This is a genomic window from Acidicapsa dinghuensis, assembly GCF_025685685.1.
GTDB lineage: Bacteria > Acidobacteriota > Terriglobia > Terriglobales > Acidobacteriaceae > Acidicapsa > Acidicapsa dinghuensis.
Map to the genome: position 1 here is coordinate 1 of NZ_JAGSYH010000012.1, position 25,442 is coordinate 25,442.

Annotated in this window: 23 protein-coding genes and 1 pseudogene; 7 read left to right on the forward strand and 17 right to left on the reverse strand. The window is 52.1% G+C overall.

Features of this window, described 5'->3' with window-relative positions; all coding sequences use genetic code 11:
• Positions 1 to 228: 228 nt before the first annotated feature.
• The 3 genes and pseudogenes from OHL22_RS24160 to OHL22_RS24170 all read right to left on the reverse strand — a co-directional run.
• A complete protein-coding gene (locus tag OHL22_RS24160) occupies positions 229 to 351 on the reverse strand; it encodes a hypothetical protein (protein ID WP_263342408.1) in 123 nt (40 codons plus the stop codon).
• Positions 351 to 485 (reverse strand): hypothetical protein, encoded by a 135-nt coding sequence (locus tag OHL22_RS24165; protein WP_263342519.1) that lies wholly within the window; start codon positions 483 to 485, stop codon positions 351 to 353. Before OHL22_RS24165 ends, OHL22_RS24160 begins: the two co-directional genes overlap by 1 nt.
• A 17-nt stretch (positions 486 to 502) precedes the next feature.
• Positions 503 to 637, reverse strand: a pseudogene (locus OHL22_RS24170) (cobalamin-dependent protein); the annotation flags it as partial.
• A 104-nt stretch (positions 638 to 741) separates the two neighbouring features.
• Here OHL22_RS24170 and OHL22_RS24175 point away from each other — a divergent pair.
• Positions 742 to 1,311 (forward strand): hypothetical protein, encoded by a 570-nt coding sequence (locus tag OHL22_RS24175; protein WP_263342409.1) that lies wholly within the window; start codon positions 742 to 744, stop codon positions 1,309 to 1,311.
• 255 nt (positions 1,312 to 1,566) lie between these two features.
• Here the strand turns inward: OHL22_RS24175 and OHL22_RS24180 are convergent, their stop codons facing one another.
• Positions 1,567 to 3,588, reverse strand: coding sequence for an arginine--tRNA ligase (locus OHL22_RS24180; RefSeq protein ID WP_263342410.1), 2,022 nt, complete (start codon positions 3,586 to 3,588; stop codon positions 1,567 to 1,569).
• 125 nt (positions 3,589 to 3,713) lie between these two features.
• Here OHL22_RS24180 and OHL22_RS24185 point away from each other — a divergent pair, with 125 nt between their 5' ends.
• The 5 genes from OHL22_RS24185 to OHL22_RS24205 all read left to right on the forward strand — a co-directional run bounded on the left by OHL22_RS24185 (position 3,714) and on the right by OHL22_RS24205 (position 9,083).
• Positions 3,714 to 4,211, forward strand: a complete 498-nt coding sequence (locus OHL22_RS24185; protein ID WP_263342411.1) for a DinB family protein — start codon at positions 3,714 to 3,716, stop codon at positions 4,209 to 4,211.
• 138 nt (positions 4,212 to 4,349) lie between these two features.
• Positions 4,350 to 6,488: a methionine--tRNA ligase gene (metG, locus tag OHL22_RS24190; protein WP_263342412.1), complete on the forward strand. Its 2,139-nt coding sequence runs from the start codon at positions 4,350 to 4,352 to the stop codon at positions 6,486 to 6,488.
• Between the two features lie 67 nt (positions 6,489 to 6,555).
• Complete coding sequence (locus OHL22_RS24195) at positions 6,556 to 7,395, forward strand: TatD family hydrolase (RefSeq protein WP_263342413.1); 840 nt, start codon at positions 6,556 to 6,558, stop codon at positions 7,393 to 7,395.
• 99 nt (positions 7,396 to 7,494) lie between these two features.
• The gene (locus OHL22_RS24200; RefSeq protein ID WP_263342414.1) at positions 7,495 to 7,995 is read left to right on the forward strand and encodes a YajQ family cyclic di-GMP-binding protein; all 501 of its coding nucleotides are present in this window, start codon (positions 7,495 to 7,497) and stop codon (positions 7,993 to 7,995) included.
• 98 nt (positions 7,996 to 8,093) lie between these two features.
• On the forward strand, positions 8,094 to 9,083 hold the full coding sequence (locus OHL22_RS24205; protein WP_263342415.1) for a polyprenyl synthetase family protein: 990 nt from the start codon (positions 8,094 to 8,096) through the stop codon (positions 9,081 to 9,083).
• 36 nt (positions 9,084 to 9,119) lie between these two features.
• Here the strand turns inward: OHL22_RS24205 and OHL22_RS24210 are convergent, their stop codons facing one another.
• The 10 genes from OHL22_RS24210 to cpaB all read right to left on the reverse strand — a co-directional run bounded on the left by OHL22_RS24210 (position 9,120) and on the right by cpaB (position 20,632).
• Positions 9,120 to 10,208, reverse strand: coding sequence for an AI-2E family transporter (locus OHL22_RS24210; protein WP_263342416.1), 1,089 nt, complete (start codon positions 10,206 to 10,208; stop codon positions 9,120 to 9,122).
• 245 nt (positions 10,209 to 10,453) lie between these two features.
• Entirely contained in the window at positions 10,454 to 12,052 is a 1,599-nt protein-coding gene (locus OHL22_RS24215) for a hypothetical protein (RefSeq protein ID WP_263342417.1), read from the reverse strand.
• A 317-nt stretch (positions 12,053 to 12,369) separates the two neighbouring features.
• Positions 12,370 to 13,158 (reverse strand): glycosyltransferase family 2 protein, encoded by a 789-nt coding sequence (locus tag OHL22_RS24220; protein WP_263342418.1) that lies wholly within the window; start codon positions 13,156 to 13,158, stop codon positions 12,370 to 12,372.
• Complete coding sequence (locus OHL22_RS24225; RefSeq protein ID WP_263342419.1) at positions 13,151 to 14,959, reverse strand: hypothetical protein; 1,809 nt, start codon at positions 14,957 to 14,959, stop codon at positions 13,151 to 13,153. The genes OHL22_RS24220 and OHL22_RS24225 overlap by 8 nt, the downstream gene beginning before the upstream one ends.
• Before the next feature lie 254 nt (positions 14,960 to 15,213).
• Entirely contained in the window at positions 15,214 to 15,405 is a 192-nt protein-coding gene (locus OHL22_RS24230; protein ID WP_263342420.1) for a Flp family type IVb pilin, read from the reverse strand.
• Positions 15,406 to 16,031: 626 nt separating this feature from the next.
• Positions 16,032 to 16,223 (reverse strand): Flp family type IVb pilin, encoded by a 192-nt coding sequence (locus OHL22_RS24235; protein WP_263342421.1) that lies wholly within the window; start codon positions 16,221 to 16,223, stop codon positions 16,032 to 16,034.
• Between the two features lie 259 nt (positions 16,224 to 16,482).
• The gene (locus tag OHL22_RS24240) at positions 16,483 to 17,625 is read right to left on the reverse strand and encodes a glycosyltransferase family 87 protein (protein WP_263342424.1); all 1,143 of its coding nucleotides are present in this window, start codon (positions 17,623 to 17,625) and stop codon (positions 16,483 to 16,485) included.
• Between the two features lie 105 nt (positions 17,626 to 17,730).
• Entirely contained in the window at positions 17,731 to 18,159 is a 429-nt protein-coding gene (locus OHL22_RS24245) for a DUF192 domain-containing protein (RefSeq protein WP_317890920.1), read from the reverse strand.
• Between the two features lie 47 nt (positions 18,160 to 18,206).
• Positions 18,207 to 19,781 carry a type II and III secretion system protein family protein gene (locus OHL22_RS24250; RefSeq protein ID WP_263342426.1) on the reverse strand — a complete coding sequence of 525 codons (1,575 nt, stop codon included), beginning with the start codon at positions 19,779 to 19,781 and terminating at the stop codon, positions 18,207 to 18,209.
• A complete protein-coding gene (gene cpaB, locus OHL22_RS24255) occupies positions 19,778 to 20,632 on the reverse strand; it encodes a Flp pilus assembly protein CpaB (RefSeq protein WP_263342428.1) in 855 nt (284 codons plus the stop codon). The genes OHL22_RS24250 and cpaB overlap by 4 nt, the downstream gene beginning before the upstream one ends.
• 320 nt (positions 20,633 to 20,952) lie before the next feature.
• On the opposite strand from cpaB, the gene OHL22_RS24260 reads away from it, so the two are divergent.
• A complete protein-coding gene (locus OHL22_RS24260) occupies positions 20,953 to 22,551 on the forward strand; it encodes a hypothetical protein (protein WP_263342429.1) in 1,599 nt (532 codons plus the stop codon).
• A gap of 186 nt (positions 22,552 to 22,737) precedes the next feature.
• On the opposite strand, the gene OHL22_RS24265 is transcribed toward OHL22_RS24260, so the two are convergent.
• The 3 genes from OHL22_RS24265 to OHL22_RS24275 form a co-directional block, all read right to left on the reverse strand.
• On the reverse strand, positions 22,738 to 23,154 hold the full coding sequence (locus OHL22_RS24265) for a DUF192 domain-containing protein (protein WP_263342430.1): 417 nt from the start codon (positions 23,152 to 23,154) through the stop codon (positions 22,738 to 22,740).
• A 384-nt stretch (positions 23,155 to 23,538) separates the two neighbouring features.
• On the reverse strand, positions 23,539 to 24,450 hold the full coding sequence (locus OHL22_RS24270) for a type II secretion system F family protein (protein WP_263342431.1): 912 nt from the start codon (positions 24,448 to 24,450) through the stop codon (positions 23,539 to 23,541).
• Positions 24,451 to 24,459: 9 nt separating this feature from the next.
• Positions 24,460 to 25,431 carry a type II secretion system F family protein gene (locus OHL22_RS24275; RefSeq protein WP_263342432.1) on the reverse strand — a complete coding sequence of 324 codons (972 nt, stop codon included), beginning with the start codon at positions 25,429 to 25,431 and terminating at the stop codon, positions 24,460 to 24,462.
• Positions 25,432 to 25,442: the final 11 nt, after the last annotated feature.

Consider the following 25,442-nt stretch of genomic DNA (forward strand, 5'->3'; position numbering starts at 1 on the left):
CTGCGATAGCTCAGTCGGGCATTCTTATGAATGTCCATTCGATCCTCCGAAGATTCCTAGTTGCTCGTCACAACCAGCTTCTCCGGTCCAAATCGAATGGACAACCTCCTGAAAGATCACAGGTGCCCCACATCTCGATTTTGAGATGTGGGAACCATAAAAGCCTGACAGTGTCACCTCACCGGCTCTTGCTTTTATTGTCCCTCACTCCCGAAGGGAATCTGTTTTTCACTGACCTAGCGCCAAACTCTGCAGCACCGCCGTCTTCGGCTTAACATACCCCCGCAAAAACGTCACCACAGTATCCAGCGGCGTCCCCGGCCCAAACACCGCGACCACACCCATCGCCATCAGCCCGGCATATCCATCTGCGGAATCGTCCCGCCGCCGATCAGGATGTCCTCAGCCCGCTGCTCTTTGAGCAGAGCGACAATTCGTGGTACCAGCACATTGTGCGCCCAGAGAGAATGCTCAACCCGATGCAATCCATATCCTCCTGAATCGTTGCATGCACAATACTCTCCGGCGTCTTCCGCAGCCCGGTGTAGAGCACCTCCATACCCGCATCGCGCAGCGCCCGCGCAATGATCTTCGCCTCCCGGTCATGGCCATCCAGCCCAGCCTTAGCCACCAACACCGTATTGGTCGAGTTGAGGACTAGATTGACACAAGCGTAATGTTAGCTCATGTCCGCGAAGAGGTTGCTACACTCTCGTAGATATGGCTAGAGCAGAGTCAATTATGAAGTGGGGGCAAGAAGGGGAATATAAGTGGATTGAGTTGGCTCAAGGTTCGAGGGCGCATTTGAGAGTTCTGTTAAAGCGCTGCCCTCAGCTATTTGCCGGAAAATGCGTGGTTATAACGTCTTACGATTCAGGACCACTAACGCCAAACGAGAAAGAAATCGCTAGAGGCTGGAAGAAGTGCGGAAATTTGTTCATCGTGCCGAGCGTCGAAGACGTAAGCGATCTTCCCTTCGAGCAGTACGATGAATGGTATATATTTCCGGAGTACACAAGACCTGAAATAGATACTGTCTTTGTAAATTGCGGATTGTTCAGTATCAAGAGCCCACAGGCGCTAATTGAAGAGGAGGTAGCAGCGATGGGGCAGTATGTTGATCTCGTAGGAGCCAAGTATCGTGCGAACATTTTGTATGAGATGCAATTGTGCTTTTGGGATCAACTGAGGCGTGTGCAGCCGGAAAGCTTCATAGCTAGCGGTGACAGGTTTATCTTCGTAACTTGCAAACCGCAGCAGTTCGAAGCGATCAAAGACATCTTGGGTTACCAGACGTGCTTTGTTCTTTGAGCAAAGACTTGCCCCACTGAGAACCAGTGGCAACATAACGATCAATTGCGTGGAATTAATCGCTATTAGTTCACAATAAATACAGCCAATTCCGGCGCAAACCAGTATTGATGAGTTGCGGACAACTTCATCCCTGTTATCAAAACCGTAATCAGTTTACCAATCCGTTATCACCCAGAAAATTAATTACCCCCTCCCCCCTTTCTGACCGTAAGCCAAGCAGAATCAGCAAAGGAAGTCGGTAAAACAGGCGAATTACATTGCCTCAGGCGCTTCAATTCCAAGCCAGGAAAGCAGCGTAACCATTTCGCGTAGTGCAACAGCCGCAGTTGCCAGTAACAATGTCTTCCGAGCGGGATCCTCTTCAATCAGAATCCGGTGCTTGTGGTAGAAGTTGTTGAACTCCTGAGCCAATTGAAAAACATGCCGCGCCACATACGCCGGCTCCGAAGCCGCAATGCATTGGTCCAATGTCAGCGATCGTTTCGCAGCCCGTAGCCACAATCCCCAGATGTCATCGGCCTCAGCCAGCAGGGAAGTAACCGCAGCCTGATCTAGCGCCGCAAACTCCGTCAACGCAGCCTCCGGCTCAATCCCCGCCTTGCGGAAGATATTCCGCGCCCGAACGATCGCATATTGCGCATACGGCCCGGTATCGCCTTCAAAACTAAGCGCATCCTTGAAATCAAAAGCAATCACCGAGTTCCGCGTAAACTTCAGCATGAAGTAGCGCAACGCGCCAATCGCAATCTGGTTTGCAATTACGGCGCGCTCGTCGGCTGTTCGTTCGGTCTGCCGCGCGTCCACTTCCTTCCGTGAAGCGGCAATGAGCTGGTCGATCAGGTCATCGGCTTTCACGCCAAAGCCCTTGCGCCCGCTCACCTCGATGTATGGTCGCGCAAGATCCTCCTCGGCGACCGTATAGCCAAGCTCCACCGCGCAGCGCGGGGTGAGCGCAACCATCTCATAGCTGAAGTGGGTATAGCGGTCGGCCTCAGCCGTATGTCCCATGCCCCGCAGCGCGTGAATTACATTCGCCTGCGGATCGCTCTGCCGCGAATCGATCACGTTGTAGATCGCCTGCGCTCCGCCAAAGTGCGGATGCTCAGCTTCACCCTGTTCCGCCGAGATCCAGCAAAGATGATCCAGATACTGAAAGAACGGCTTGTACCCGAAATCACGTCCCAGCAGCCCAAACTTCCAAAGGTGATAAGCAATGTCCTTGCCGACGTAAGTCACCGTTCCGTTCGACCGGACAATCACCTTAGCGTCCTCATCGACACCGCTCTCCTGGCCATCCTCAGCAGCAGCCGCGTCCGAGCCGTTTCCGGAACCAGGACGGCTCATAACCCAACAACCCTTGTTCTTACCCTCGGTCTCGAAGTACAGCACTCCAGACTTCTTCAGTAGCTCAAACGCCAGCTCCCAGAAATGCAGGTGCAGAATCTCGCTCTCACGCGGCAGAAAGTCATACTCGATATTCAGCCGCAGCATCGTCTCCAGGTGACGCCGCAGCACCGCAGTAGAAATCAGGTCAGCCGCCTCGGCCGTCTCATTGCCGCCGCGCTCAATCTCGTGCAGCGTGGCATAACGGATCGCCTTGCGCTGCTTGTTCTCCTCTTCCGTACCTGCGTCGTACCACTGCGAGACCCGCGCATAAAGATCCCAGCAGAGGTAGTCGAACTTCTCATCCTTCGCCTCGCATGCGGAGATAATTGACCCGATCTCGGCCAGCGATCTGTTTTCCAGATGCAGAAATCCGACGACCACATCGGCCACCTGAACGCCAGTGTTATCGATGTAGTTCTGCACATCCACCGTTTGCCCGTTGGCGCGCAGAATGCGGACGAAGGTATCGCCGAGGATAGCATTGCGCAGATGGCCAACATGCGCTGCCTTGTTAGGGTTAATGCTCGTATGTTCAACTAATACATGAAGTCCCGCGCCGGAGTTTAAGCCCTCGTTTTCCACAGAGAGCCGCAATGCTGTGGCAACTCGATTCAGCTTCACGTTCAGGTAGCCGGCACCTGCTGCCCCAAAGCTGGTAAAAGCGGAATCGTCACTTTGAGCAGACAGAGCTTCGGCAAGTTCGCCTGCAATGATCTTTGGAGCCTTGCGCAGCTTGCGGGCCAATTCGAAAGCTACCGGAGTAGCAAATTCGCCAAGCTTCACATCCGGCGGCTGCTCGATGGCAATCGACACCAGCTCAATTCCATATTTGCTTTGAATCGTCTCCCGGATCCGCTCCGAAAGCTGCTGTTGCAGTTCAAGATACACGTACAAAACCTCAAATATGCTTGTATTCCTTGGCGATTTTAGCAGGGCTTGCCTTCCGCAGGATGGTCTCGCATCTTCGGACGTAAACCCATATCCTCGATCATAAGGAGTGGAGGTCCATCGAAATGGTTGCGATCACTGGAGAGGAATTGCTGAAATGGGGAAAACACATCTCCGATAGCTGGAAGCAGGTGCTTTCGGAACATCCGGAGGCATTGGCTTTCCCATGCGATATTCGCGAGACGAAAACTGTCGCGCAGCTGCTGCAGCACATCGTCGCAGCTGAATTGCGCTATGCCGAGCGACTCAATGACCTTCCACAAACGCAGTATGATGCAATTCCATTCGATTCGGTAGAGGCGATCTATAAGACCCATGACCGAGCGATGAACTTATTGCGGCCTCTGTTGGATCGGGACGAAGCCTTCTGGGAGACGGTCACAGATTTCCAGACAAGATCGGTCGGGACCCTACATGCATCCCGTCGCACCTTTTTTGTACATCTGCTGACGCACTCGATTCGACACTACGCGCAACTCGCAACCTTGGTACGGCATCAAGGGATAGAGCACAATTGGACCGCCGACTACCTGTTCATGGGACTTGAACGGCCAATTGCCTGAGCCAATCGCGTGAGGCTGTTGCGTTCTCTTCAACGCAGTGGTTACGTTCAGATTGGAAGAGACGCAATGCCGTAAGATGGAGTGTTGTGCCTTCCACTCTGCACGGTGGTTGCAGTTCATTTATCAGTTCCTTTATTCATGACAAAGCCAGAGACAAAGCCCGATTCCGGTGCGAACCGCTTCTATATCACCACGCCGATCTATTACGTGAACGCGCGGCCGCACTTGGGGCACGCCTACTCCACGATCGTCTGCGACGCTATCGCTCGGCGCAAGCGCGCGCAGGGCGTCGATACCTGGTTTCTGACCGGCACGGACGAGCACGGGCAGAAGATCGAGCGTTCGGCAGCTAAGGCCGGTAAGAGCCCATCTGAGTTTGCCACCGAGGTCTCAGCTCAATTCCGCAGCCTATGGGATCGGATGGGCCTGACCTACGATGATTTCATCCGTACCACCGAAGAGCGGCACAAGCGTGGGGTGCAGAAGCTTTTCCGCACGTTGAAGGAAAAGGGATACATCTACAAGGGCACCTACACTGGCCAATATTGCATTACGGATGAAGCCTTCGTCGATGTGGGACCGGGTGCGCCATGCCCTGATTGCGGGCGAATCACCGAAACGGTGAGCGAAGAAAACTATTTCTTCAAGCTCTCGGCTTTCGAGCGCGTGTTGCTGGAACTTTACGAAAAACATCCTGAATTCATTCAGCCAGAAGCACGGCGAAACGAGGTTATCGCCTTTGTTCGTAGCGGTTTGCGTGATCTTTCCGTGAGCCGTTCTAGCTTTACCTGGGGCATTCCTGTGCCGGACGACGAAAAGCATGTCATCTATGTCTGGATGGATGCGCTCGCCAACTATGCGACTGCAGTCGGCTATGGTTCGGACGATCCAGCGGACAAGGTAAAGCTCGAGAAGTTCTGGCCCGCTGATATTCATCTTGTTGGTAAAGAGATCATTCGCTTCCACTGCGTCTACTGGCCCGCATTTCTACTTGCAGCCGAACTTCCCCTACCGAAATCAGTCATTGCCAACGGTTGGCTGCTCTTCGACAAGGCCAAGATGTCGAAGTCGGTGGGGAACATTGTTCGCGCAGAGACGGTTCTGGAGGTGCTGGGAGCCGACGCGCTTCGCTATTTCCTGCTGCGTGAGATCAGTTTCGGCCACGATGGCAACTTCACTTTTGAGTCGCTTGTGCAGCGCTACAACGCTGATCTCGCCAACGGCTACGGCAACCTGGTGAGCCGAGTCGTAAACATGGTCCACAAGTACTTCGGCGGCGTTTTACCGGAGATAGGACCGCCAGGAACGCCGGAAATCTCGATCCAAAACGATGCAGCTCTCACAGTTACCGAGTTTGAAGCTCAGTTTGACGCACATGATTTTTCGCGCGCGCTTGAAACTCTCTGGGCATTGGTAGCAGCCGTAGATGGTTATTTGACAGCATCGGCGCCGTGGAAGAAGCCGGTGGATATAACTCCGGAAGAGCACGCAAAGACTCAGGCCCGCGTGTTGTCCACAGCTGCCGAAGCCATCCGGATCATTACAGCACTGGCTTATCTTGTACTTCCGGATTCGACAGCTAAAGTATGGCAACAAATTGGTTTAGGCGATTTATCTGAAGCCGCAAGACGAGGCGATCTAAAATCTCTATCCTGGGGTGGTCTGAAAGCTGGAACCCGCTTTGGCGATCCCTCTCCACTCTTTCCACGGGCAGAAAAGGACGCAGTTGATCGTATGCAAAACCTTGAAAATCAGTCATCTACGCCTGTTTCTTCAAGCGAGGCGGAGAGCAATTCGCCTGTCGTGAGTGAAGCGACAGCTCCTCCGTCGGAAACTAAAGTGGCTTCTATTCCAGCGGAGACATTGCCCTCCGCTCCGGAGCCCGAGCCGCGTTCTACATCTGCAGCTGCGACGCCTGAGGTGTCAACGAGTAGTCCTGAGGGAGTAGCGCACATCCCAATTGACGACTTTGCAAAAGTTGATTTGCGTGTAGCACAGATTCTTGTGGCCGAGCGTATCCCCAAGGCAGACAAGCTTTTGCGGTTGGAAGTTGATCTAGGTTATGAAAAACGCCAGATCCTCGCGGGCATCGCTCAGTACTATGAGCCAGAGAAGTTGATCGGACGCAAAGTAGTCATCGTTGCCAATCTGGCTCCGCGCAAGATGCGCGGCCTTGAGTCAAACGGCATGGTCGTGGCTGCATCGGTCGGCGATCAAGGAGCGCCGGTGCTGGCCGGGTTCTTGGAAGATGTACCGCTTGGCGCGCGTTTGCGATGAGAGTCAAGACCCTTTTTGTAAACAGATAGGAAACTTTCTTCAGGGGTTTGCCGGCAGGGAGAGAACGTTGCTCGTCGATTCGCACGCACATCTGGATAGTGATAGCTTCACTGCTGAACTTCCCGAAATCCTGAATAGGGCTGGAGAAGCCGGGGTCGGTGCTATTCTCGCAATCGGCATCGGCGAGGGTCCGGCAGAAATGCATCAGGCACTAGATATCTGCCGGCGGTACAACGCCGCCGACTCGAAGCTGCCACGGCTCTATGCCAGCGCCGGAATATATCCCCACAGTACAACGGAAGCGGACGATGCAGCATTTGCAAAACTAGACGTCTTGCTGGCTGAGCCGGAAGTGATTGCCTGCGGCGAGATTGGCCTTGACTACTACCATCAGGGAGCACCGCATGATGTTCAGAAGCGGGCCTTTATCCAGCAGATGGAAATTGCAGCTCGGCGTAATCGGCCGATCCTGATTCATTGCCGACCAAATGATGGCGACGATCAGTGCTGGGAAGATACGCTGGCCTTGCTGGCGGAGCATTGGCGGGTCACAGGCTCGGACGGTGAGTCCGTTGGAGGGATCCTTCACTGCTTTTCAGGCGAATGGTCTTATGCCGAGCGAGCCATGGAACTCGGATTTATGATCAGCTTTGCAGGACACCTGACATATCCCAAATCTCTGGTGCTGCAGGAAGTGGCCGCGAAGGTCCCGCTGGATCGCATACTGGTTGAGACCGACGCACCGTATCTGGCTCCCGTTCCATATCGCGGTCAGCGCAATGAGCCGGCATATGTAGCTCAGACTGCCCGCTTTCTGGCCGATTTGCGCGGTATTTCCCTGGAAGAATTAGCTTCGGTCACAACGAAAAACTTCGAGCGGCTGTTTCGCTTGCCCCCTGGCATGTGAAACTTAAGGTGGAGGCTCCGCTTACGCGATCATCACTTGAACGTCGGCAGCGGACCTCTGGCATCAAATCAGAGCAGGTATGACAGCAGGACAATTGCGATGGCGCAAGACAACTCATTCGATATCGTCAGCAAAGTAGACATTCAGGAAGTTCGGAACGCAGTTGATCAGGCTCTCAAAGAGATCAACAATCGCTTCGATCTCAAGGGCTCCAAGTCCGAAATCAAGCTTGAGGGTGAGAAGGAGATTCAACTCGCCTCTGCCGATGAATACAAGCTTGATGCCGTGAAGGAGATCCTCGGCCAGAAACTGGTCAAACGGGGTGTTTCGCTCAAAAACCTGACCTACGGCAAAGTGGAACAGGCGCTGGGGAGCAGCGTCCGGCAGAAGATAACGCTGCAGCAGGGTGTTCCGGTTGAAAAGGCCAAAGACATCGTGCGCATCGTGAAAGACTCGAAGCTTAAGGTGCAGGCATCGATTCAGGGAGATACAGTGCGAGTGAGTGGCAAGGACCGCGACAGCCTGCAATCAGTGATCGCTTTGCTGAAGGGCAAAGATCTGGGCATTGATTTGCAGTTCACCAATTACCGTACAAATTAGCGGTACATCGCGGGACTGGAAACATCCAACAAAGCGGATACTGGAAGTATTAGCCTCAGACGGCACAGATACGCCATAAGAAAGCGAACTTCTCAACCTTGAGTACATTGGCGATAGCAACGGCACAGGAAGTTTTCGATCTACTCCGCGACGACCTTACGGCCATCGAACGCGAGTTGGAGCGCGATGCCGTTTCCAGCGTGACCGCGATTACGGAAATTGCGGAGTATCTAAGAGCTGGCGGCGGCAAACGCATTCGCCCATCACTGCTGCTGCTTGCCGCTCGATCGCTTGGCTATACCGGCCATGGCATGATCCGGCTCGGCGCGGTCGTTGAGCTGGTGCATACAGCCACGCTGGTGCACGACGACATTATTGATGGCGCCGATACGCGCCGTGGACGCCCTAGCGCCAACACCACCTGGGGTAACGAAAAGTGCGTGCTGGCAGGCGACTGGCTTTACATGCAGGCCTTTCGCATTGCGCTCGAAGAGCGCAACTTCAAAGTGCTTGACCTGTTGATTGGTCTGACCCAGCAGATGGTTGAGGGCGAACTGCTGCAGATTCAGACCCTGGGCCGTGCCGTAAACGAAGCTGAGTACTATGAGCTGATCTATCGCAAGACGGCATGTCTGTTTTCCACCTCGATGCAGCTTGGCGCGACCCTTGCGCAGGGTACGCCCGAACAGGAAGAGGCGCTCGCCAATTACGGACGATCCGTTGGCCTGGCTTTTCAGATCGTCGACGATGTTCTTGACCTGACTGCGACTGAGGAAGTGCTCGGCAAGCCGGTGGCGAGTGATCTGCGGGAAGGGAAGACTACGCTGCCTGTCATCCATGCATTGGAGCACGGTACAGCGTCTGAGCGGGAGAGCATCCTGTGGGTTCTTGAGGATGGTGGCTTTCGGCGTACACCTCGGGAACAAATACAGGAAATTCTGCATCGGAATGGCTCGGTGGACTACGCAATGGTTGCCGCCGACCGCCACGCTGAACAGGCGCGCGAATCCCTGGTGGATCTTGAGGACTCTGAGTTCAAGCGTGCTCTGCTCTGGGTGCTGGATTTTGTCGTAGCTCGCGACAAGTAGCTAAGCCTGGCTGTCCCTAAAAACGGATATAAAAGGTCATGACTGTCCCTTATGGGTTTCTTCGTGACCCTTTAACGCCCGCGCAGAGGGTTTGGGAATCGTTTTTTTGGGTGCTTCTGGCAAGAGAACAGCGGATATCCCAATGATTGCTGCCGCAAATGGAGCAGCCAGCGCTACGCCGATAGGTCCCACGATCGTCGCCAACAGTAGCTGCATGGTCAGCGTGAGGGCCGGTGGCAGGCGAACGATATTGCGCTCAAGCAGCGGAGTAACGACGTAGCCCTCCAGCATGAAAACGATCGCGAAGACAAGCAGCGTCAGAAGGCCTTTCATCGGGCTGATGGCGAGAGCCAATAGTGCTGCTGGCGTGATTGCCAGGAAAGGCCCGATATTTGGGATGAAAGTCATGGCTCCGGCGATAATGCCGAGTGTTCCGGCCAGCGGCAAACCGACAACCGCGAGTCCGATGGTGGTGAGGATCCCCACCATGGTCATGGCCAGAAACTTGGTTAAAACCCACCAGCGCAGCACTTCTGTGACGGCTGAGGCGCAAGCGTCAAGCTTGGCTCGGTAGTCTTCTGGCACCAGTCGCCGCAAGCCGTTGTAATACATTTCGGGCTCGACCGAGAGATAGACGCTCAGGCTGAAAACGATGAATAAACCGACAAGGATGGTTGCACCACTGACGACAATGCCACCGATGTGTGTCACAGCGAAGCTGAAGCCGTTCGCAATCTGTTCCGCGCCGGGAGTTTGCCGCAGCAACCATTGACCCCATGCATGGGACTGCATCTGCTTAAGCAAGGACTGAGCCGCCATTGGCAACTGCGTTTCAAGTTCGGAGAACTGCTGCACTACATTTGGGCCGAGGATCCAGATGACCAGAGCGATCACGCCAAGAGAGACGAGAATAAAAAGCGCCATCGCCGCACCATGCCGGATTCGCAGGCGGCGATGCAGCCAGTCGGAGATGGTGGTCAGGATGGTCGCACCGACGATCGAGGCGAAGAGCAGCAGGAAGATGACTCTGCCCATCCAAAGCAGCGCGATTGTTAGCGTGAACCCCGTGATGATCAGAAGCGAAAAGATGACGCGATTTCTGAACTTGTCATCAACTTCGTGCATGCGTTCCCACACCGGCCTTTCCTGTCGGTCTATCGAGTCTATCGTGAATCTTTCCGACGGAGTGGATAAGGACTATCTCGCATAGCAATTCTTGCTCACATCGATCTCACGGAGGTAGAGCCACGAATCGGCCCCTTCTGTCAGTTCTTGCAGCTGTCGATAATCTTTACTGTTGAGATTATTTCTTTGCAGGTCGTCACTTTTACTGGAATCTGAATCTTTCGGAAAAGAGCTTTTGTTGTCAGCTACTGCCGGGTTCTTTCTGGCTCGAAGATCAGATGACAGCTTGTGAGATAGGGGCTGAGGCGTGCGGGCATGGTTCCACAGAAACGGTGTGTCAAGTGGTAGCCATTCCGAGCCAACTCCCAAACTTTTGGATGGTTGAGATCAATTTTAGGGATCGCACCTGCGTTTTTTGTCTCGACAATGACCAAGTCCGGGTGGGTAGGTAGGAGGTCGTCAAATTCTTTTTCAGATGGATTCCCATCCTTCCATGAGTAGAATGGCATCGCTTGGTTTAGATAGATGTTGCGGTCGAAATAGGGGAGAATACCCGTGGCACTGGCTCCCGAGCCCAACCCATCCGCATTGCGAATGTAGGTGATCAGAATGCGTGCTTTGTTATTGACATAGGGCCTGAGGAACTGTGCGGCGGCCAGATCTGGAGAATACGGATTTTCTAGATCCCATTTCAGTGCGTATATAGACCATGCGATCTGAATTCCTATCAAGTAAACAAGTGCAATTCGACCAATTAGCTCGAAACTCGGTAGCGGAGAAGTTCGCTGTGGCCATGTGATCCAGAGGACCACGATGAGCAGGGGTACAAACAGTCCATAATGCCAATAAAACGAAGGAACGACGGCGGCAAATGCAGCGAGGAATACCAATGGCAGCAAGTAACGAAGGCTACTCCGTTGCTTGAGCATCAGAACCATCGCTATCCAGAAGGGCAGTGCGAGAATATATGGCTCTCCCGTGGGCAAAATCAGAACAGCTATGATTCGAGAAAAATATGGCGCTGGCACGTTATGGAGAGCCGCGATATGGTTAGCAAGATCAGCCGGAGGCCATGCGGTCCAAAGCGCGACAGAGTAGAGAGTGCCTAATATAGCCGCGCTTACGAAGAACCTACGACGCGAAAACTTCAGTGCACGGATACTTTTGCGATGTTCCCAGATGAAGATTATTAATAATGCTCCCGAGATCAAGCCAGCGTGAAGTGATACATTAGCGAGAACCCCGAGCAAGGCCGACAATTTTAGAGGGCCGCCCTTCCAGAAAAACGCGATTAGAAAGAGTAGAGGCGGCACGAGCACATAACTGCGGGCAACGATGGCGTATTGAAAGAGCAAGAAACAAGTGAATGGGATAGATAGCTTCAGGTATCGAGGAAACGGGGCTCCATAGACGAGGATGGCTGTGGATGTGATGGCTATGAGCCCGCATATCCAATGTAAACCGGTATATGTGACGTGTAGGTGGATCATGATCCACAACAAGAAGTGCCAAAGGCCTGGCGAACCTTCATAGCGAATGTATGAATGAAACATCTCGGCGAGCGTTGTGGTGCGTGCAATCTGCCAGGCTTGTGCTTCGTCAGACCATGCCTCGTGGTATGGAATGGCAGCAAAAACGATCGAGGCAAACGCCGTAATCGTCAACAATTCCGGCCAGCGAGCGCGGATAAAACGATCATTAATGCTTGAGCCGACGGAAATCGCGGTAGCTTGCCACGAGGGGGAAGCTGGGAAGCCTTTGTCGGACTTCAGTTGTGCGTCTGATGTCGGATTTAGTGATTGAAGATTTGAGCCGGATTGATGCTCTTGATAAGAGTGCTCCATCGTCTTCCATCTTTCCGCATTCTCTGAAAGAAATCCATGCCAAGAGTTATTGAACCCGGCGGTAGAATCCGGCGTTTGGTGAATTCGATTGAATGATCTTCCAAAGCGACTAGGTTACCAGCTGACCTGAGGTAGATCAGAACTTATGACGATCATTTCATCGGTCAGCATAAATTGCTGTCGAAGGGTTCAAGGAAAGTATTAGGGGAAGTGCATGTCCACTAACCCGGTGCGACGGCGTTGTGAAATTCGCTGGCACTTGGGGCGAGGATTTCCGGCTGCTGTTTGGTCAGAGCTCTGGTTAGATCAGCGTGTCATTATGACTGCTGAGCCATTCCCGCATAATACTTTTGCGTCACCTTCCTTCCTGTATGATCGAAGCGCGGTTGGTGAATCCAACCGAGTCTGTGCGCGACAAATGAGACTGTGGTGCCGAGCACGCCGAGACCATACTTCACACTGCGATGGAAGTTGATCGAGGACGCCTCTGGGAAGTACTTTGTGGGACAAGATATCTCGCCGATATTGTATTTGAACATCACTGCCTGAGCGATCATCTGGTTGTCAAAGACAAAATCATCGGAGTTCTCAAGCAGCGGAAGCGTCTGCAGCAATTGCTTTGAGAATGCGCGATACCCGGTGTGATATTCCGATAGTTTGACGCCCAGGAAGAGATTCTGAAAGGCAGTCAGCATGCGATTGAAGACGTACTTGTACAGCGGCATGCCACCTTTCAGAGCACCCCTGCCTAGAATGCGCGAAGCCAGAACCATGTCATAGACTCCGCTGGCAACCATGCTGGCCATGGCAGTCACGAGTAGAGGTGTGTATTGATAGTCGGGATGAACCATGACGACGATGTCGGCACCGGCGGCGAGAGCTTCGCGGTAGCAGGTCTGCTGATTGCGGCCATATCCGTAGTTAGCGTCGTGGACATAAGTTTGTACGCCAAGCTTTCGTGAGAGGTCTGCAGTGTCGTCCTTGCTTGAATCATCAACCAGGATCTTGATATCGACGATATCGGGCAGTTCGGCCACCGTCATCTCGAGTGTCTTGGCAGCATTGTAGGCTGGCATGACTACCGCTACGCGCTTTCCGTTAATCATGGTTAAATTCCTCCGCTTCGATTGATCCCTGCCCTGGCATGGGGTATGTCTTGGGATGTTGCAACAGATTAAGCAGTGTTTGATCTGAATACGGTGTAACAGTCGCTGGAAGATCATCGGCATTAACCAGCCATACTCGACGATCTTTGTAGTACCGGATTAATTCTGAATTATCTCCCGGACTCATGGCTCTTGCCCATATCACTTTTTGACTATCGATGTCTGCTCCGTTGTAGACCCACTCGTCAAGTACGTTACGCCGCGAGCCGCGGTACACGATTGCCAACTGCTTTCCCGGCTGATTTTCAAGTTCGTCCGCAATTGCGGCTCGTTCCGTTCCAAAGTGTCCTGGCCCGTACCACATCGGGTTCCATTTGATCACAGGCCACGCTGGCTCAGGAATGCCAAGTGGAACCGCAAGAACTCTCACCACTGTCAAAACTAAACAGATCGACACGCATAGACGCGTTATAAGTAACCCAACTGGTTTTTTCTCGGGCCTCCACTGACGAAGGTGACGCATTGCCTGCAAGCCAATGGCATAGAACGACGCAGTAAATGCCGCAACATAATGTGTTATGGTGTATACCTGAATAACCATACCGCATGCGAACAACACCAAGCCAATAACTAAAAAGCGAACTCGACGATCCATAAACACTCTGCGGATCATCAATAAAGGTGGAGCGAGTGCAAATCCTGAGAAGAAAAAGCATACAAATCCAGCCTTTAACAAGGTTTGCGTGACGAATTCTCTTTTCACGTCGTAGTAGTAATCAAGTTCTCCGCGGTGATAAAAACGCCGAAGATCGGGATGACGATAGGCTGGCTCGGGGCGCGGATGCTGCCAGATGAAATAAGGAGCGATTGCGTAGGTAGCTCGATTAATCGCGTAGGGAAGAGTCGTTGCTTTTCCAAAAGCAGCTTTGTCGTAATATCCAAGCCAGCCAAGTGTTATGGCAATGATCGCCAACGGAATGATTGCACGCCGCATGAGGATGGAGGGTGCCGGGCGATTTTTCCCTTTCACGATCCAGATGCCCAGAGATACAGCGACTGGGACGCAAAGCAGCATTCCTTCATACGGTCGAGTAAGGATGAGAAGGGATATCCCAACTGCCATCAGAATGCCGTGTCTCAGCTGGCATCTCTTCTTGAGCCTGGGTAGAGCCCCCAGAATGAGTGCTCCACCAATCACGCCGGGCGTTGCTGCAGCGTGATAGGTGTTGACCCAATACGTGAAGAGTGCAAGATGAATGACAGAGATGGCTCCGCCGAGGAATGCCCAGCGTGCAGGAAGCCATGCCTGCAGCATCCAGCAGATGGCAGAGCACATCAGCGCGCCACTCAGCAGAACTCCGAACCACGGATTTCCGAAGAGCACCTTACCGGCCGCAAGCAGCAGACCGTAACCCGGAAAGTACATGGATCCGTAAGTCGGCAACATGTCGACGTGCGGAGTCTCGAAATGAACCCACATTGCCGGCGTTGGATTTGCCAGGCGGCCATGCAGAAAAGTGTCAGCGGACAGCAGAAAGCTGAAGTCGTCCGTGCAGAAAGGCAACGGTATCGGACACAACGGAAGAATCGCCAGACGAAGCACAATCGTAGCGACTCCACAAAACAGCACCGCCAGACGTTTGTTGCGGATGATTGGTGTAAATGCGCGTTCGACTCGCGAGAAGAAACCTGCGCCGATGGTAGGAAAAGCGAAACACAGTCCGACGCCGATTGCCGTCAGTGCGCCATCGATAAATGCAAGAGAGATTGATGAGGAGTCCGATGAGGGGGGGATAGTCATCCGATACAGTCCCGGGCTTAGTAAGTCTCTCTCATTTGGCAGAGAGAGGCAGTCTTATAAGACCTGTATAAACTTTCACAGAGGAATGAATCCAGTGAACTGGGAGGATCATTCGCGATGGACGATGATTTTCAGATCCTGTCTTTTCACTCATGAGACCCAAAAAGCGATGGGGGCTGTTTCTCCCACCATCGCTTCTGAGTCCTAAACTTCATGAGCCTGACGGTACTGCTTGTCCGTCGAATTGGCCAAAACTACTGAGCCATCAGTGATGTGCCGATGTTTCCGAAGAAGGTGTTGATGTCGGTGGCAAGGCCCTTCATACCGGTGATTGCGCCGAGGGCGATCAGGGCGACGACGAGAGCGTACTCAACCAGATCCTGGCCTTCTTCGCGCTCGATCAGGTTGCGGAACGAAATGTGCAGCTTGTTCATCAGATTGTTCATGAGTTTTCTCCCCTAGATTGAATCCCAGTTCCTGACTGGTTGTGCCGTATACGTTGCAAGCTCTATGCCAAACTCGAGAAAGCATATATAGAATTGAAAACAAAAAACTTACATTGATTCTTCGATTTGCTGTGTGAACCGGCGTATACACTCGTTTCTTGTTTTCCGCACGCCGCGTATACATGACCGGAAAGTGTAGTAACCGAGGAAAGTGTTAGTTGGTACGGCCGGATATCTCCTTTGGGTGACCTAAGTGCACTATCGTGTCATTAGGCGACTTGAGCAGAACGATCCAGCCGTTGCGGCATTTATTGGTTCTTCCGGGTCGCGATGATGCACTGAAAAACCTGTTGATAGACCGTGAAAGGCGAGCGTCAGCTCCAGGGTAGTTTTGTCAGATACGCGAAGGAAAAAGGAGTACCTGCCTCTTTTCTCGGCAAAGTACAACCACTAACCTACAGAAAATCTTCAACAAAGGATTAGCTGAAAAGTACGGGGTAGGTCGTTCGATCCATTCTTTTCAGGTATTGAAAAAGCGATGGGGGCTGTTTCTCCCACCACCGCTCATCAAGTCCAAACTTCACTAGTTTTTCTTAGCTAATCAGTTGCCTCGAACATGGGACAGGCTACTGAGCCATCAGTGATGTGCCGATGTTTCCGAAGAAGGTGTTGATGTCGCTGGCAAGGCCGTTCATGCCAGCGATTGCGCCAAGTGCGATCAGGGCGACGACGAGAGCGTACTCAACCAGATCCTGGCCCTCTTCGCACTCGATCAGGTTACGGAACGAAATGTTCAGCTTGTTCATTAGATTGTTCACGAGATTCTCCCCAAGGTTAAATTCCAGCTCCTGACTGGTATCTTATTTGTGCAATGCAAGCCTTATGCCAAACTTAAATATTTTTATATTATTGAAAATACAAGATTTAAATAAGATTATGCGGTAATTGTGTGAACCGGAGTATACACTCTGCCCGTATTTCCCATACGGCGCGTATACACGACCGAAAATGCAGTAACCTCAGAAAATCTTGTTCGGGCAGGCATGTACCCCCTGGATGACCTCAATATCAGTCAGATCAGGAGGCGGTCGGAGCATCGTTACGGAACCACTGCTGGTCCCCGTCGATTTTCTTCCTGGTTGCAAAGATATACCAAACCAACCATGCAAGCGGCAGCACGATCGTAATTCGCCAGTTTGCGCAGATCAGAATCAGTGCAACAATATTTAGAATCACCAAACTTTTTATTACGAAGCGGCGCGGCGTGGGATCAAATGCAACCATGATGGCCGGCAACAGCACAACTTGGTCCGACAGCCAGCTGTAAGGCGAGGTAGCAATCGATAGCAGTAAGATCAGCGTGCCTTGCCGCGCCCAGTCCCACTCAACACGGTTTTTCCAGTAATAAGCCAATGCCCAGACAGTTGCTATGGTCATAGGTACCAGCGCGAGCCACACCCATTGAACATGGATGGAAGCACGCAAAAGCGTAGGTAACGTGGGGAAGTTGTTTTTGGTTAAGGTGGAATTACTGATCAGGTTTAAGTAGTCCCGCCAGATATTGGGCCGCATCAATGTTACTGCGGCAGCGGCGGTAACTGTTGCAGAGAAGCAACCAAGCAAGACAGCGATACTTCTCTTATAGATACTATGCATGAGCAGCACGGCCCAGAGCAGTACAAAGAGATGAGGTTTGATAGTCAGTAAAGCGAGAGCCACACCACTCCAGAAAGGCCGCGATTCTCGATAGCGAAGAAAAAGAGCCCATCCCAGCAGCAGCAAGGGGGATATTTGCATCATGAGAAAATTGGCGAGGACCGGCGCGAAAAGAAAAGCCACAATTCGATGTTGTTTGGGTATATCAAGTAAAACGATGGATGCAGCAATACAAGAACCAAGAAACAGAACCCAAAGATTTAGGCCCATGCGTTCGCTGAATATCCCTAGCCACGCGATGAGTGGAAGGCTCCATGGAGGATTAAGCATGATCAATGGAGAATTCAGCAGAAATCCGTGCGCCTGTTCCAACGCCAATACTCCAGCCGAGGAGTAAGGATTGGCTTGTTGCAAAAGAAGCGTTGCCGAACTCCAGTACTCTACATAATCGTTTGAAGTTGCGTGACTGCCGGCGGCAGCTATGATAGCGACTCCAGCAAGAGTAATAACAAGAATAGCGATAGCTCGCAGAATTGTTCCGACTCTCATGGTTGCTATGTTCATCCAAATTGTCCTGATTTATATGTCGCGACTGAGCAAACGGACCTCGTATTAAAGTCCGATATACAAGCCTGGAGATAGCAGCAAAGATAAATCGCAAAAATATGACTACAACCGGGCATCAGCCAGTTGAGATAGTTCCAGTTGATCCCCAACGCACGAGTCGCTTTTTGTAACGGCCCCGGCGGGTAGCTCTAGAATCGAATGCGCGATCAGACATGCTGAAATTCGCCACGGTTTTACGCCGTGGCGGATCTTCCGAATCCTACTTTTACGATCGAGATAGACAAGATCAATGGCGAATCGCATACCGAAGGTATGTACTGATTCGCAGGGTACGATCCAAAGCCCTTCTCCTTGCGACAGACTTTCTCTGTCCAGAAGTCCACGAATTCGTTCCGAGCTCGTACCCGCTAGTTGCGCGTGTTCAGCAAGAATGGTCCCGCGTGTACGGTTTAGTACACGGAAATACTTTGCTTTCATTGCGGGTTGAGCTGTTGAAGCTCGCGCAAAATCGTCGGATTGGGTATTCACCATGTAGTCATGATCTCTCTTGCAAAGATGTCTACCCAATCCATTGCGTACTATTGCGGAGCTGTCGTGGTGACAGGCGCAGGTGTCTGAGTGGTTTGAGCGCCCGTTCCAGCTTGCGCACTGCCAGCGCCAAAGCTGATTCCACCCGACTCGATGCGCATGGCTGGCTCAGGCTTCAAAGAATCCTTGAGCTCTTCGACGGGCATCGACTTCAGCGCGGGCGCCATGGTGTTGGCTGCAGTCTTAGCATCCGGATGATTCATTGGGATGTTGCTGTTTGGCGGCATGAAGCTTTCAGGGTAGTGCAGCTTGGGTAACTCTGCGCCGGCTTGAAGTGGAGCAACCACCTCCGCCGTTACGATGACAAGCAATTCCGTGTTCGATTTCGTTTTCTGAATCGATTGAAAAAGTTTGCCCAAAATTGGAACATCGCCAAGGAAGGGTACCTTTTGGAAGGTTTGTGTCTCGCGATTATCCAGCAGGCCGCTGATTGCGAAGCTCTGGCCATCGCTCAGTTCGATTTCGGTATTCATTTTGCGTGTGTCGATCGCGGGAATATCGAAACCGGATATCTGGATGGCATTGCTAAAGTCCAGTGAACTGACTTCCGGCGCAACCTGCAGGCGTATGGTTCCCCGCGGAGTGATAATAGGAAGGAAGTTGAGGCGAACTCCGTATTCTTTGAATTCGAGAGTCACTGCTCCGGCGCCGCCTGAAGCAGTTCCCTGAACGACTGGATAGGGGTATTCACCGCCGGCGAGAAAGCTGGCCTGTTTACCATTGGTTGTCATGACATTCGGTTCGGCCAACACTTCCACGACACCTTTGGTTTCCAGTGCCTCAAGAGTTGCACCAACGTTCAGACCAGGCAAGAAGGCGAAAAGATTCAGTTCATTGCTGATCGTGGTTGTTGCAGAATTGGTTCCACTCGGCAAAGTGGTACTGGGTGGACTGAACTGCCCAGTGGTGATACCACCCAGAACGTTGCCAAACCCATTGCTAAAAAAGTTGATGCCCAATTGCCTTTCCATAGTGCGATCCACGCTGGCAAAACGAACCTTCAGCAGAATCTGCGGGTCTGAGTTCGGGATATTTACGTAGAGCAGATTGACCACCTTACCGAGAGAGGACGCCATTTCTACTGCACGCTCCGAACTGGCAAGGTCTTTTGCCGTTCCACGGAGAAATACGGTATCGTTCTCGACTGAGATCTTGATGTCCTGCCCGGGAAGTGCAAGCTTCATCTCGCGGCGTAAACCTTCAAGCTTCGTTGACCCAATCAGAGCTGCCGAACGTACCGAGACGTTGAAAAACTGCCTTTCACCACCGGCTTCCCAGATGATCAGGCTGGTTTCTCCAGGTGCTTTGCCGTTGATCATGATTTCGTTAGGAGTGACTGCGGACGCTTCTGCAAAATCACCCAGTCCGACCGCTACTCGCTGAATTGGATGTGTAGTGTCAACAAGCACAGTTTTACCAACGGAGACCGTTAGTTCGTTTTCCGAGTCCTGGGTTGAGATGCCAGACGCAGCTGGATTTTGCTGGGCATACGCCATGCTTCCATGCAGAAGCGAAAAGGCAACTGTGGTCAGAGATGCGAGGGTAATTCTGATTCCTGCGTTCACTTTTGTCCCTCGGGTGTAGAGAATTTCTGATTGCTGCGCAGCGCGCCATTGATGACTTCAACCGTGTACGCCGGAGGAGCTTTCTTCACTACAATTGCTACCGGCCGTGTCTTCGATGGGGTGGGCGTCTTTGAATCTGCAAACAAGTTGCTCACGAAAGTTCCTGAGGTCTGCGCAAGCTGAGTATCCAGAGGATTGCGAAGCACTAGCTGAATATGAGTCTGAGAACTTGCGAGACTAAGCAGTTCCGCTTGTTCTGGGCTAACCTGAAGGTTGACTACCTGTACTTGCTGCGGCTTACCTTCTTTATCCTTCTGAATATCTGTGCCGGCTGATAGCACCAGAATGTTCTGCAGCAGGGTTTTTACCTTTTGACCGGTCGTATTTACGTTTTCGCGGCCCGGAGGATCCCCCGATATCAGAACATCAACGTGCATACCTGGAGTAACGAATCCGGCAACACCCACGACCTCGTCGACCTTAACGGCACATGCCCTCATTCCTGCCGGAATCGTTGCTGCGAGCCCTCCACCTGATCCGACCGGTGCAAGCCGCTCGTCGAGGATCGGTTCACCCTGATATAGGTCGGATACCACACCGCGGCCTACTGCCTGATCAGGCTTAAGAAGCGCACCCTTGGGCAAGGGGCCGGCAATCTCGACAGTTGTAATGTCGGACGGGGTCAGAACTTTGCCGAGTTTGATGTCATTGGCAGCAGCAACCACGGAGACCGTCGCTGACTGCTTTGTCGCCGCCTGCAAGCGGCTGCCAACCATGCGCCATACCATCAAGGCACAAATAGCGGCGATCACGAACGCACTGAAAAGAATTGTTAGAAGTCTACGGTTCATCAGAAATCCTGTGGCCTCTGGTTTCTAGGGGCACTGTCGCAATTGCCCTGCCAAAGTAGAAAAGTCATAACTCCGTGCGAAATCACGCATTTAGAGTCCAGAAATCCTGAAGGGTGTGAACACATGTATACCAATGCTCGCCCTTGTGTAGACGGGTAGACACGTTTATCGCAAAGATGGAGATTTCTCAAGGATTTAGAAAGAGTTTGGGTTGGCGTGTAAATTGCAACTTTCCAGGTAGAACTCGCCACACAGGCACTTCGGATGATTCAGCTCTTCCACTGTACGAACAGCACATTTGGACAAGAGAGCCAAGAGAGATGAGATTCGCGCCAATGACAACGCTCTTCGCAGAGCCGGTGCCATCCAACTCTTTTGTTTCGCCTTATCTCGTCTCTGTCACCCTGCACGCGGTCGCGTTCAGCTTCATTGGCATGCATATGTACCAGAGAAATCGCATCATCGAGCGATTTCCCGGTAGCGATCGTTTCTCTGTCAGGGTTCTCGATCTTCACAAGCCACAGCCGACTCCAGCTAAAGACGCAGGAAGCACGTCATACTCCCGCCTTATACCTTCATCTGCCGGTTCAAGCGCGCAAGAGGGACTGGCATATCGTGGCTCAGGTGCGTCAGCCGCTGCAGCGCTTCAACTGCCTGTGCCTCACGTTATGCCTGCACCCCGCCTATTGATCCAGCCAGAAGCCCCGAAAAACGTTCTTTTGCCAGAAAAGGCGCAGATTCCGCTTCTTGTCCTTTGGGGGCCAGAAAAAGTGGTTGTCAAACGGGCGATGCCCCCGCTTCCACAAACACCTTCTATCTCAGAGGTTCGTCCTTCCCTTGAGACGCCGATTAAAGAAGATAACTTGTCGGAGTTCAAGATCGCTTCGTCGCCACTCTCGGCAAGCCGACTTCCTACTCCTACAGGAACTACATCTCCAATCGTCGTCCACGGGCCCGAGCCGCAAAAGAAAATGCCGGAAACAACATCCTTGGCGAATCAGCCCAAGGCCCCTACTCCGGCCAAGATACTTTCGCTCTCGGATGTACGAGTGCACGAAGGCACAGTCGTGATTCCGCTCGCGAATCAGGGCTCTCCAAAAGCTAATCCCGGAATGGAGATTCCTGGCATATTGCACGATCCGTCTCCGGCAGGGACAAACTCCGCAAGCGGAGCTGGAAGCGGAGTCGCAGCAGGAACAAAACTGGGTACCGATCCAAAAGCGCTGGCAGAGGCAGGCAACGGTACCGGTAACAGAGGTACCGGTACTGGAGGAGCAGCTTCGGCAATGCCTGGCTCTGGCGTAGCCTCTGCTAAATCAGGTGCAGTTGGCGCAGGTTCGCTTGATGCAAAGAATGCACCGCAAGGGAGTTCCGGAAATAGCTCTTTGGGAGGAACAACTATTTTCCCTTCACAAGGCTCAGGTACTGGAAATGCTGCTGCAGCGCCCGGAGGAGCCGTTCATATCAGCTTGTCCCGCGATGGGCAGTTTGGAGTAGTTGTGGTCGGATCTTCCGTCGCTGATCAATACCCTGAGACCGCCTCGATGTGGAGCGGGAGAATGGCATCCACGGTCTATCTTCGCGTGGGGCAGCGCAAGAGCTGGATTATGCAATACTCCTTACCAAGTCTTATCGAGGCTGCGAATCCTGCTGGAGGAAAATTGGAAGCGCCGTGGCCGTATGAGATTGTTCGTCCCAATATCGATCCGGACGATGACGATTCCGACGCCATCATTCTTCATGGCTTTGTGAATCAAGAGGGGCGCTTCGAAAAACTTCAGGTGGTGTTCCCGCCCCAGGTGACGCAGGCAGCCATGCTCACCAACATGATGAATGAGTGGCAATTTCGTCCCGCGCGGTTCAATGGCAATGCCGCCGCTGTCGAGGTTCTGATTATCATCCCCGATCAATCGGAATAGACAAGCTTGCACTTCGCGTTCTTGCTCGCCATCATGAGGCTTGGAGAGCAGTGCCAGTCCAAGAATACGCTGCAGCGGTGGCGCCGCTATTCGCGGTGACCTATGGCGATTCTTTGAAGAGGTCCAATTCGGTGGGTTCAGTGGCCTTTCCCAAAAGCCACATTTCCACTCCATTCCGGACAGCCATCAGCTCGATAAGCCAAGATTTGTTGTGGCCATTTTTAACTGGCTTTCCATTTCCTCGCCGAGACAAATGAGTAACTGATCGCCGGGCTGTGTCTGAGATGAGTATATTGTGTGTGTGGGGAGCTCTAACACGCTGGTTGCATGGGTAATTAAAGGCGACACGCGAAATGTTGGGAAAGACTCGACTACATGAATTACCTTCAACGCATCGTCGAGATAGATCAGGTCAATAGGGAACAGTACCCCGATAGTGTGTACCCCTCTTGATGGAACTATCCAAAGCCCCTCGTCTAGTCCAAGAGAGAGTTTGCCAATGAGCCCTTTGAGCCGTGTCATCGTGGTATCAGCTACCGCAACGCCAAGGCTTAGAAACGACTCTCGGGTTTGGTTGTACACACAATATCGCCGCTTTTGCATTACGCCCTTCGTCGGTTCTCGTAATCGGCGCCGAGGTTAATTATGCCGGCGCCGATTACAAGAGTGCCTGTATCCCATGAGTATGTATTTAGTCGGACTATCATGTTAATAGTTGGGGGAGGCCAGTCCGTAAGCCTGTTAAGGTCAAAATTTGGCAATACATCTCCACAGGATCCAGAGCAGATCACCAATGACATGAGTCTCGGAACTCTGGGCCGGAAGAACGAAGAGTAGACATCGTCTATCTACTCTTCTATGTACGATGCCTCGTTACCGAACCCGGGTGCGACGGCGCTGAATCAGAACAATCAGCACGATCACAGCAAGCACGCCAGCTACAATCTGGATCATCGTGGTACTGTTCATGTCGTTTCTCCCTTCGTGTTATTTAGAGAACAAAGTCTTAAACGAGTCCATCATGGAGAGAATCGCTGGACCCAGGACAACCAGAAAGAGTGAAGGAAATATGCAAAGTACCAGTGGAAATACCAATTTCACGGTAGTCTTTGCCGCCATTTCTTCAATCTTCTGAATTCGTTGTGTGCGCAAATTTTCTGAGTGCGTTCGCAGCGTTTTAGCAACACTGGTGCCGAACTGCTCAGACTGAACCAGAACCGACACCAGATTGCGCACATTATCCACGTCGGTACGCTCTGCCATGTGTCGCCAGCAATCCGTTCTCGGTCTTCCAGCCCTTTGTTCCAGAACTACAATTTTCAGCTCATCGCAGAGCATCGGTTGAGCTTTCTCTAAGTCTTCTGCGGTTCGCTTCACTGCCTGATCGAGGCTGAGGCCTGCTTCAAGGCAGACAACTATAAGATCCAAAGCATCTGGTAATCCACGACGTATCTTATTCTGCCGTTTCTTAATCAGGCGTCCAAGTATCATGTCTGGCACAATGAAGCCTAGTCCTAGTGCGCAGAGGTAAATAACGATTGGATTATCATTACCGAAACCGGTAAAGAAAACGGTTGCCACAAGAACAGCCATTGCGACCACTTTGGTGCCACGAAAGAAAGCTACTGCGGATTCCTCCCGATAGCCTGCCCGAATGAGACGCTGTTGCAGAACTCCAACTTCCGCTTGACTTTTGGGGATTACCTTTTCTAGATGCTCGACAACACCTGCTAGAGAGAATCCGGATTGTTGGATTGTTCCAATAAGATTCTTGGGCTTAGTTTCCGGCGCAATGACCGCTGACAGGCGCTTGGACATCTGCTCTCGATAAAAGAGCAAGACCCCCCCGCTGGCGATCAGCAGAAAAACAACCAGGAACGAAATGATTGCAATGCCCATGAAACTCCCTTATACGTCGATGTTTACGATTTTGCTTATCCAGAGACCACCGAGAATCGTCATGCCAAGCGAAGCCCAAAGAAGCTTGATTCCGATCGCACGTGTCCAGAGCAGGCTAATGAGCTGCGGATTGATTAAAAAAATTAGTATGCCCAAGACTGGCGGCAGCAATGTCAGGATGATGCCTGTTAAACGGCCTTGTGCGGTGTGAGTCATAATTTGCCGTTTAAGACGGAATCGTTCGCGGATTACGTGAGCCGTATTTTGGAGGACCTCAGCGAGATTACCGCCGCTTTCTTTCTGTATCAGGATCGCAGTAATAACAATTTTTAGATCTTGAAGAGGGACTCGTGTAGTCAGGTTATCCATGGCGGTCCTTAGTTCCAGGCCATAGTTTTGTTCGTCGTAGCAAATACGAAATTCGGTGCTTACCGGGTCGGGGCATTCTTTCGAGACCAGGCTAAGAGCAGAGTTAAGGCTATGACCCACACGCAGCGCACTCACCATCAAGTCTAGAGATTCCGGCAATTCAGTCTCGAATTTCTTGAAGCGGCGGCCTCTCTTGAAGAGAACAAAGAGAAAAGGGAAAGCACCTAAAACAAGTCCGGCCAGAATTGCTATCAGCGAATTGTTGAGCTTCAAGTTAACCAGATAAGAAGAGACCATGAATGCTAGAAGGCACATAAGAATCAAGCCGCCAGCGGTCCATTTCAGATTGGCTTGATACAGCATCAATCGCAATCTGGGCGCGAGTTCTATCTTGCTAAGCCAACGGTTGATCCACGGCACAGCACTTAAGAGTTCCTGCTTACGAAGATCTACGACCTCGTCATTGGAATGGATCCAACTCGTGGCGAGTGCCGAATCGAGCCTCGCCAGCACCTTCTTGGTTTGCTGTGACGAACCAGTCCCTGTCGCTATCAGTACCATAGCGGCAACGCTGAATACGCCGATAAACACAACCAGAAAAATCAGACCCATCTTTACTTCCT

What these genes read in the sequence shown, in the direction of transcription:
- OHL22_RS24160 (WP_263342408.1), bottom strand. Translation starts at nt 351, where the DNA reads ATGGCGATGGGTGTGGTCGCGGTGTTTGGGCCGGGGACGCCGCTGGAT.
- OHL22_RS24175 (WP_263342409.1), top strand. Translation starts at nt 742, where the DNA reads ATGAAGTGGGGGCAAGAAGGGGAATATAAGTGGATTGAGTTGGCTCAA.
- OHL22_RS24185 (WP_263342411.1), top strand. Translation starts at nt 3,714, where the DNA reads ATGGTTGCGATCACTGGAGAGGAATTGCTGAAATGGGGAAAACACATC.
- metG (WP_263342412.1), top strand. Translation starts at nt 4,350, where the DNA reads ATGACAAAGCCAGAGACAAAGCCCGATTCCGGTGCGAACCGCTTCTAT.
- OHL22_RS24200 (WP_263342414.1), top strand. Translation starts at nt 7,495, where the DNA reads ATGGCGCAAGACAACTCATTCGATATCGTCAGCAAAGTAGACATTCAG.
- OHL22_RS24210 (WP_263342416.1), bottom strand. Translation starts at nt 10,208, where the DNA reads ATGCACGAAGTTGATGACAAGTTCAGAAATCGCGTCATCTTTTCGCTT.
- OHL22_RS24215 (WP_263342417.1), bottom strand. Translation starts at nt 12,052, where the DNA reads ATGGAGCACTCTTATCAAGAGCATCAATCCGGCTCAAATCTTCAATCA.
- OHL22_RS24220 (WP_263342418.1), bottom strand. Translation starts at nt 13,158, where the DNA reads ATGATTAACGGAAAGCGCGTAGCGGTAGTCATGCCAGCCTACAATGCT.
- OHL22_RS24225 (WP_263342419.1), bottom strand. Translation starts at nt 14,959, where the DNA reads ATGACTATCCCCCCCTCATCGGACTCCTCATCAATCTCTCTTGCATTT.
- OHL22_RS24230 (WP_263342420.1), bottom strand. Translation starts at nt 15,405, where the DNA reads ATGAACAATCTGATGAACAAGCTGCACATTTCGTTCCGCAACCTGATC.
- OHL22_RS24240 (WP_263342424.1), bottom strand. Translation starts at nt 17,625, where the DNA reads ATGAACATAGCAACCATGAGAGTCGGAACAATTCTGCGAGCTATCGCT.
- OHL22_RS24245 (WP_317890920.1), bottom strand. Translation starts at nt 18,159, where the DNA reads ATGGTGAATACCCAATCCGACGATTTTGCGCGAGCTTCAACAGCTCAA.
- cpaB (WP_263342428.1), bottom strand. Translation starts at nt 20,632, where the DNA reads ATGAACCGTAGACTTCTAACAATTCTTTTCAGTGCGTTCGTGATCGCC.
- OHL22_RS24260 (WP_263342429.1), top strand. Translation starts at nt 20,953, where the DNA reads ATGAGATTCGCGCCAATGACAACGCTCTTCGCAGAGCCGGTGCCATCC.
- OHL22_RS24265 (WP_263342430.1), bottom strand. Translation starts at nt 23,154, where the DNA reads ATGCAAAAGCGGCGATATTGTGTGTACAACCAAACCCGAGAGTCGTTT.
- OHL22_RS24270 (WP_263342431.1), bottom strand. Translation starts at nt 24,450, where the DNA reads ATGGGCATTGCAATCATTTCGTTCCTGGTTGTTTTTCTGCTGATCGCC.
- OHL22_RS24275 (WP_263342432.1), bottom strand. Translation starts at nt 25,431, where the DNA reads ATGGGTCTGATTTTTCTGGTTGTGTTTATCGGCGTATTCAGCGTTGCC.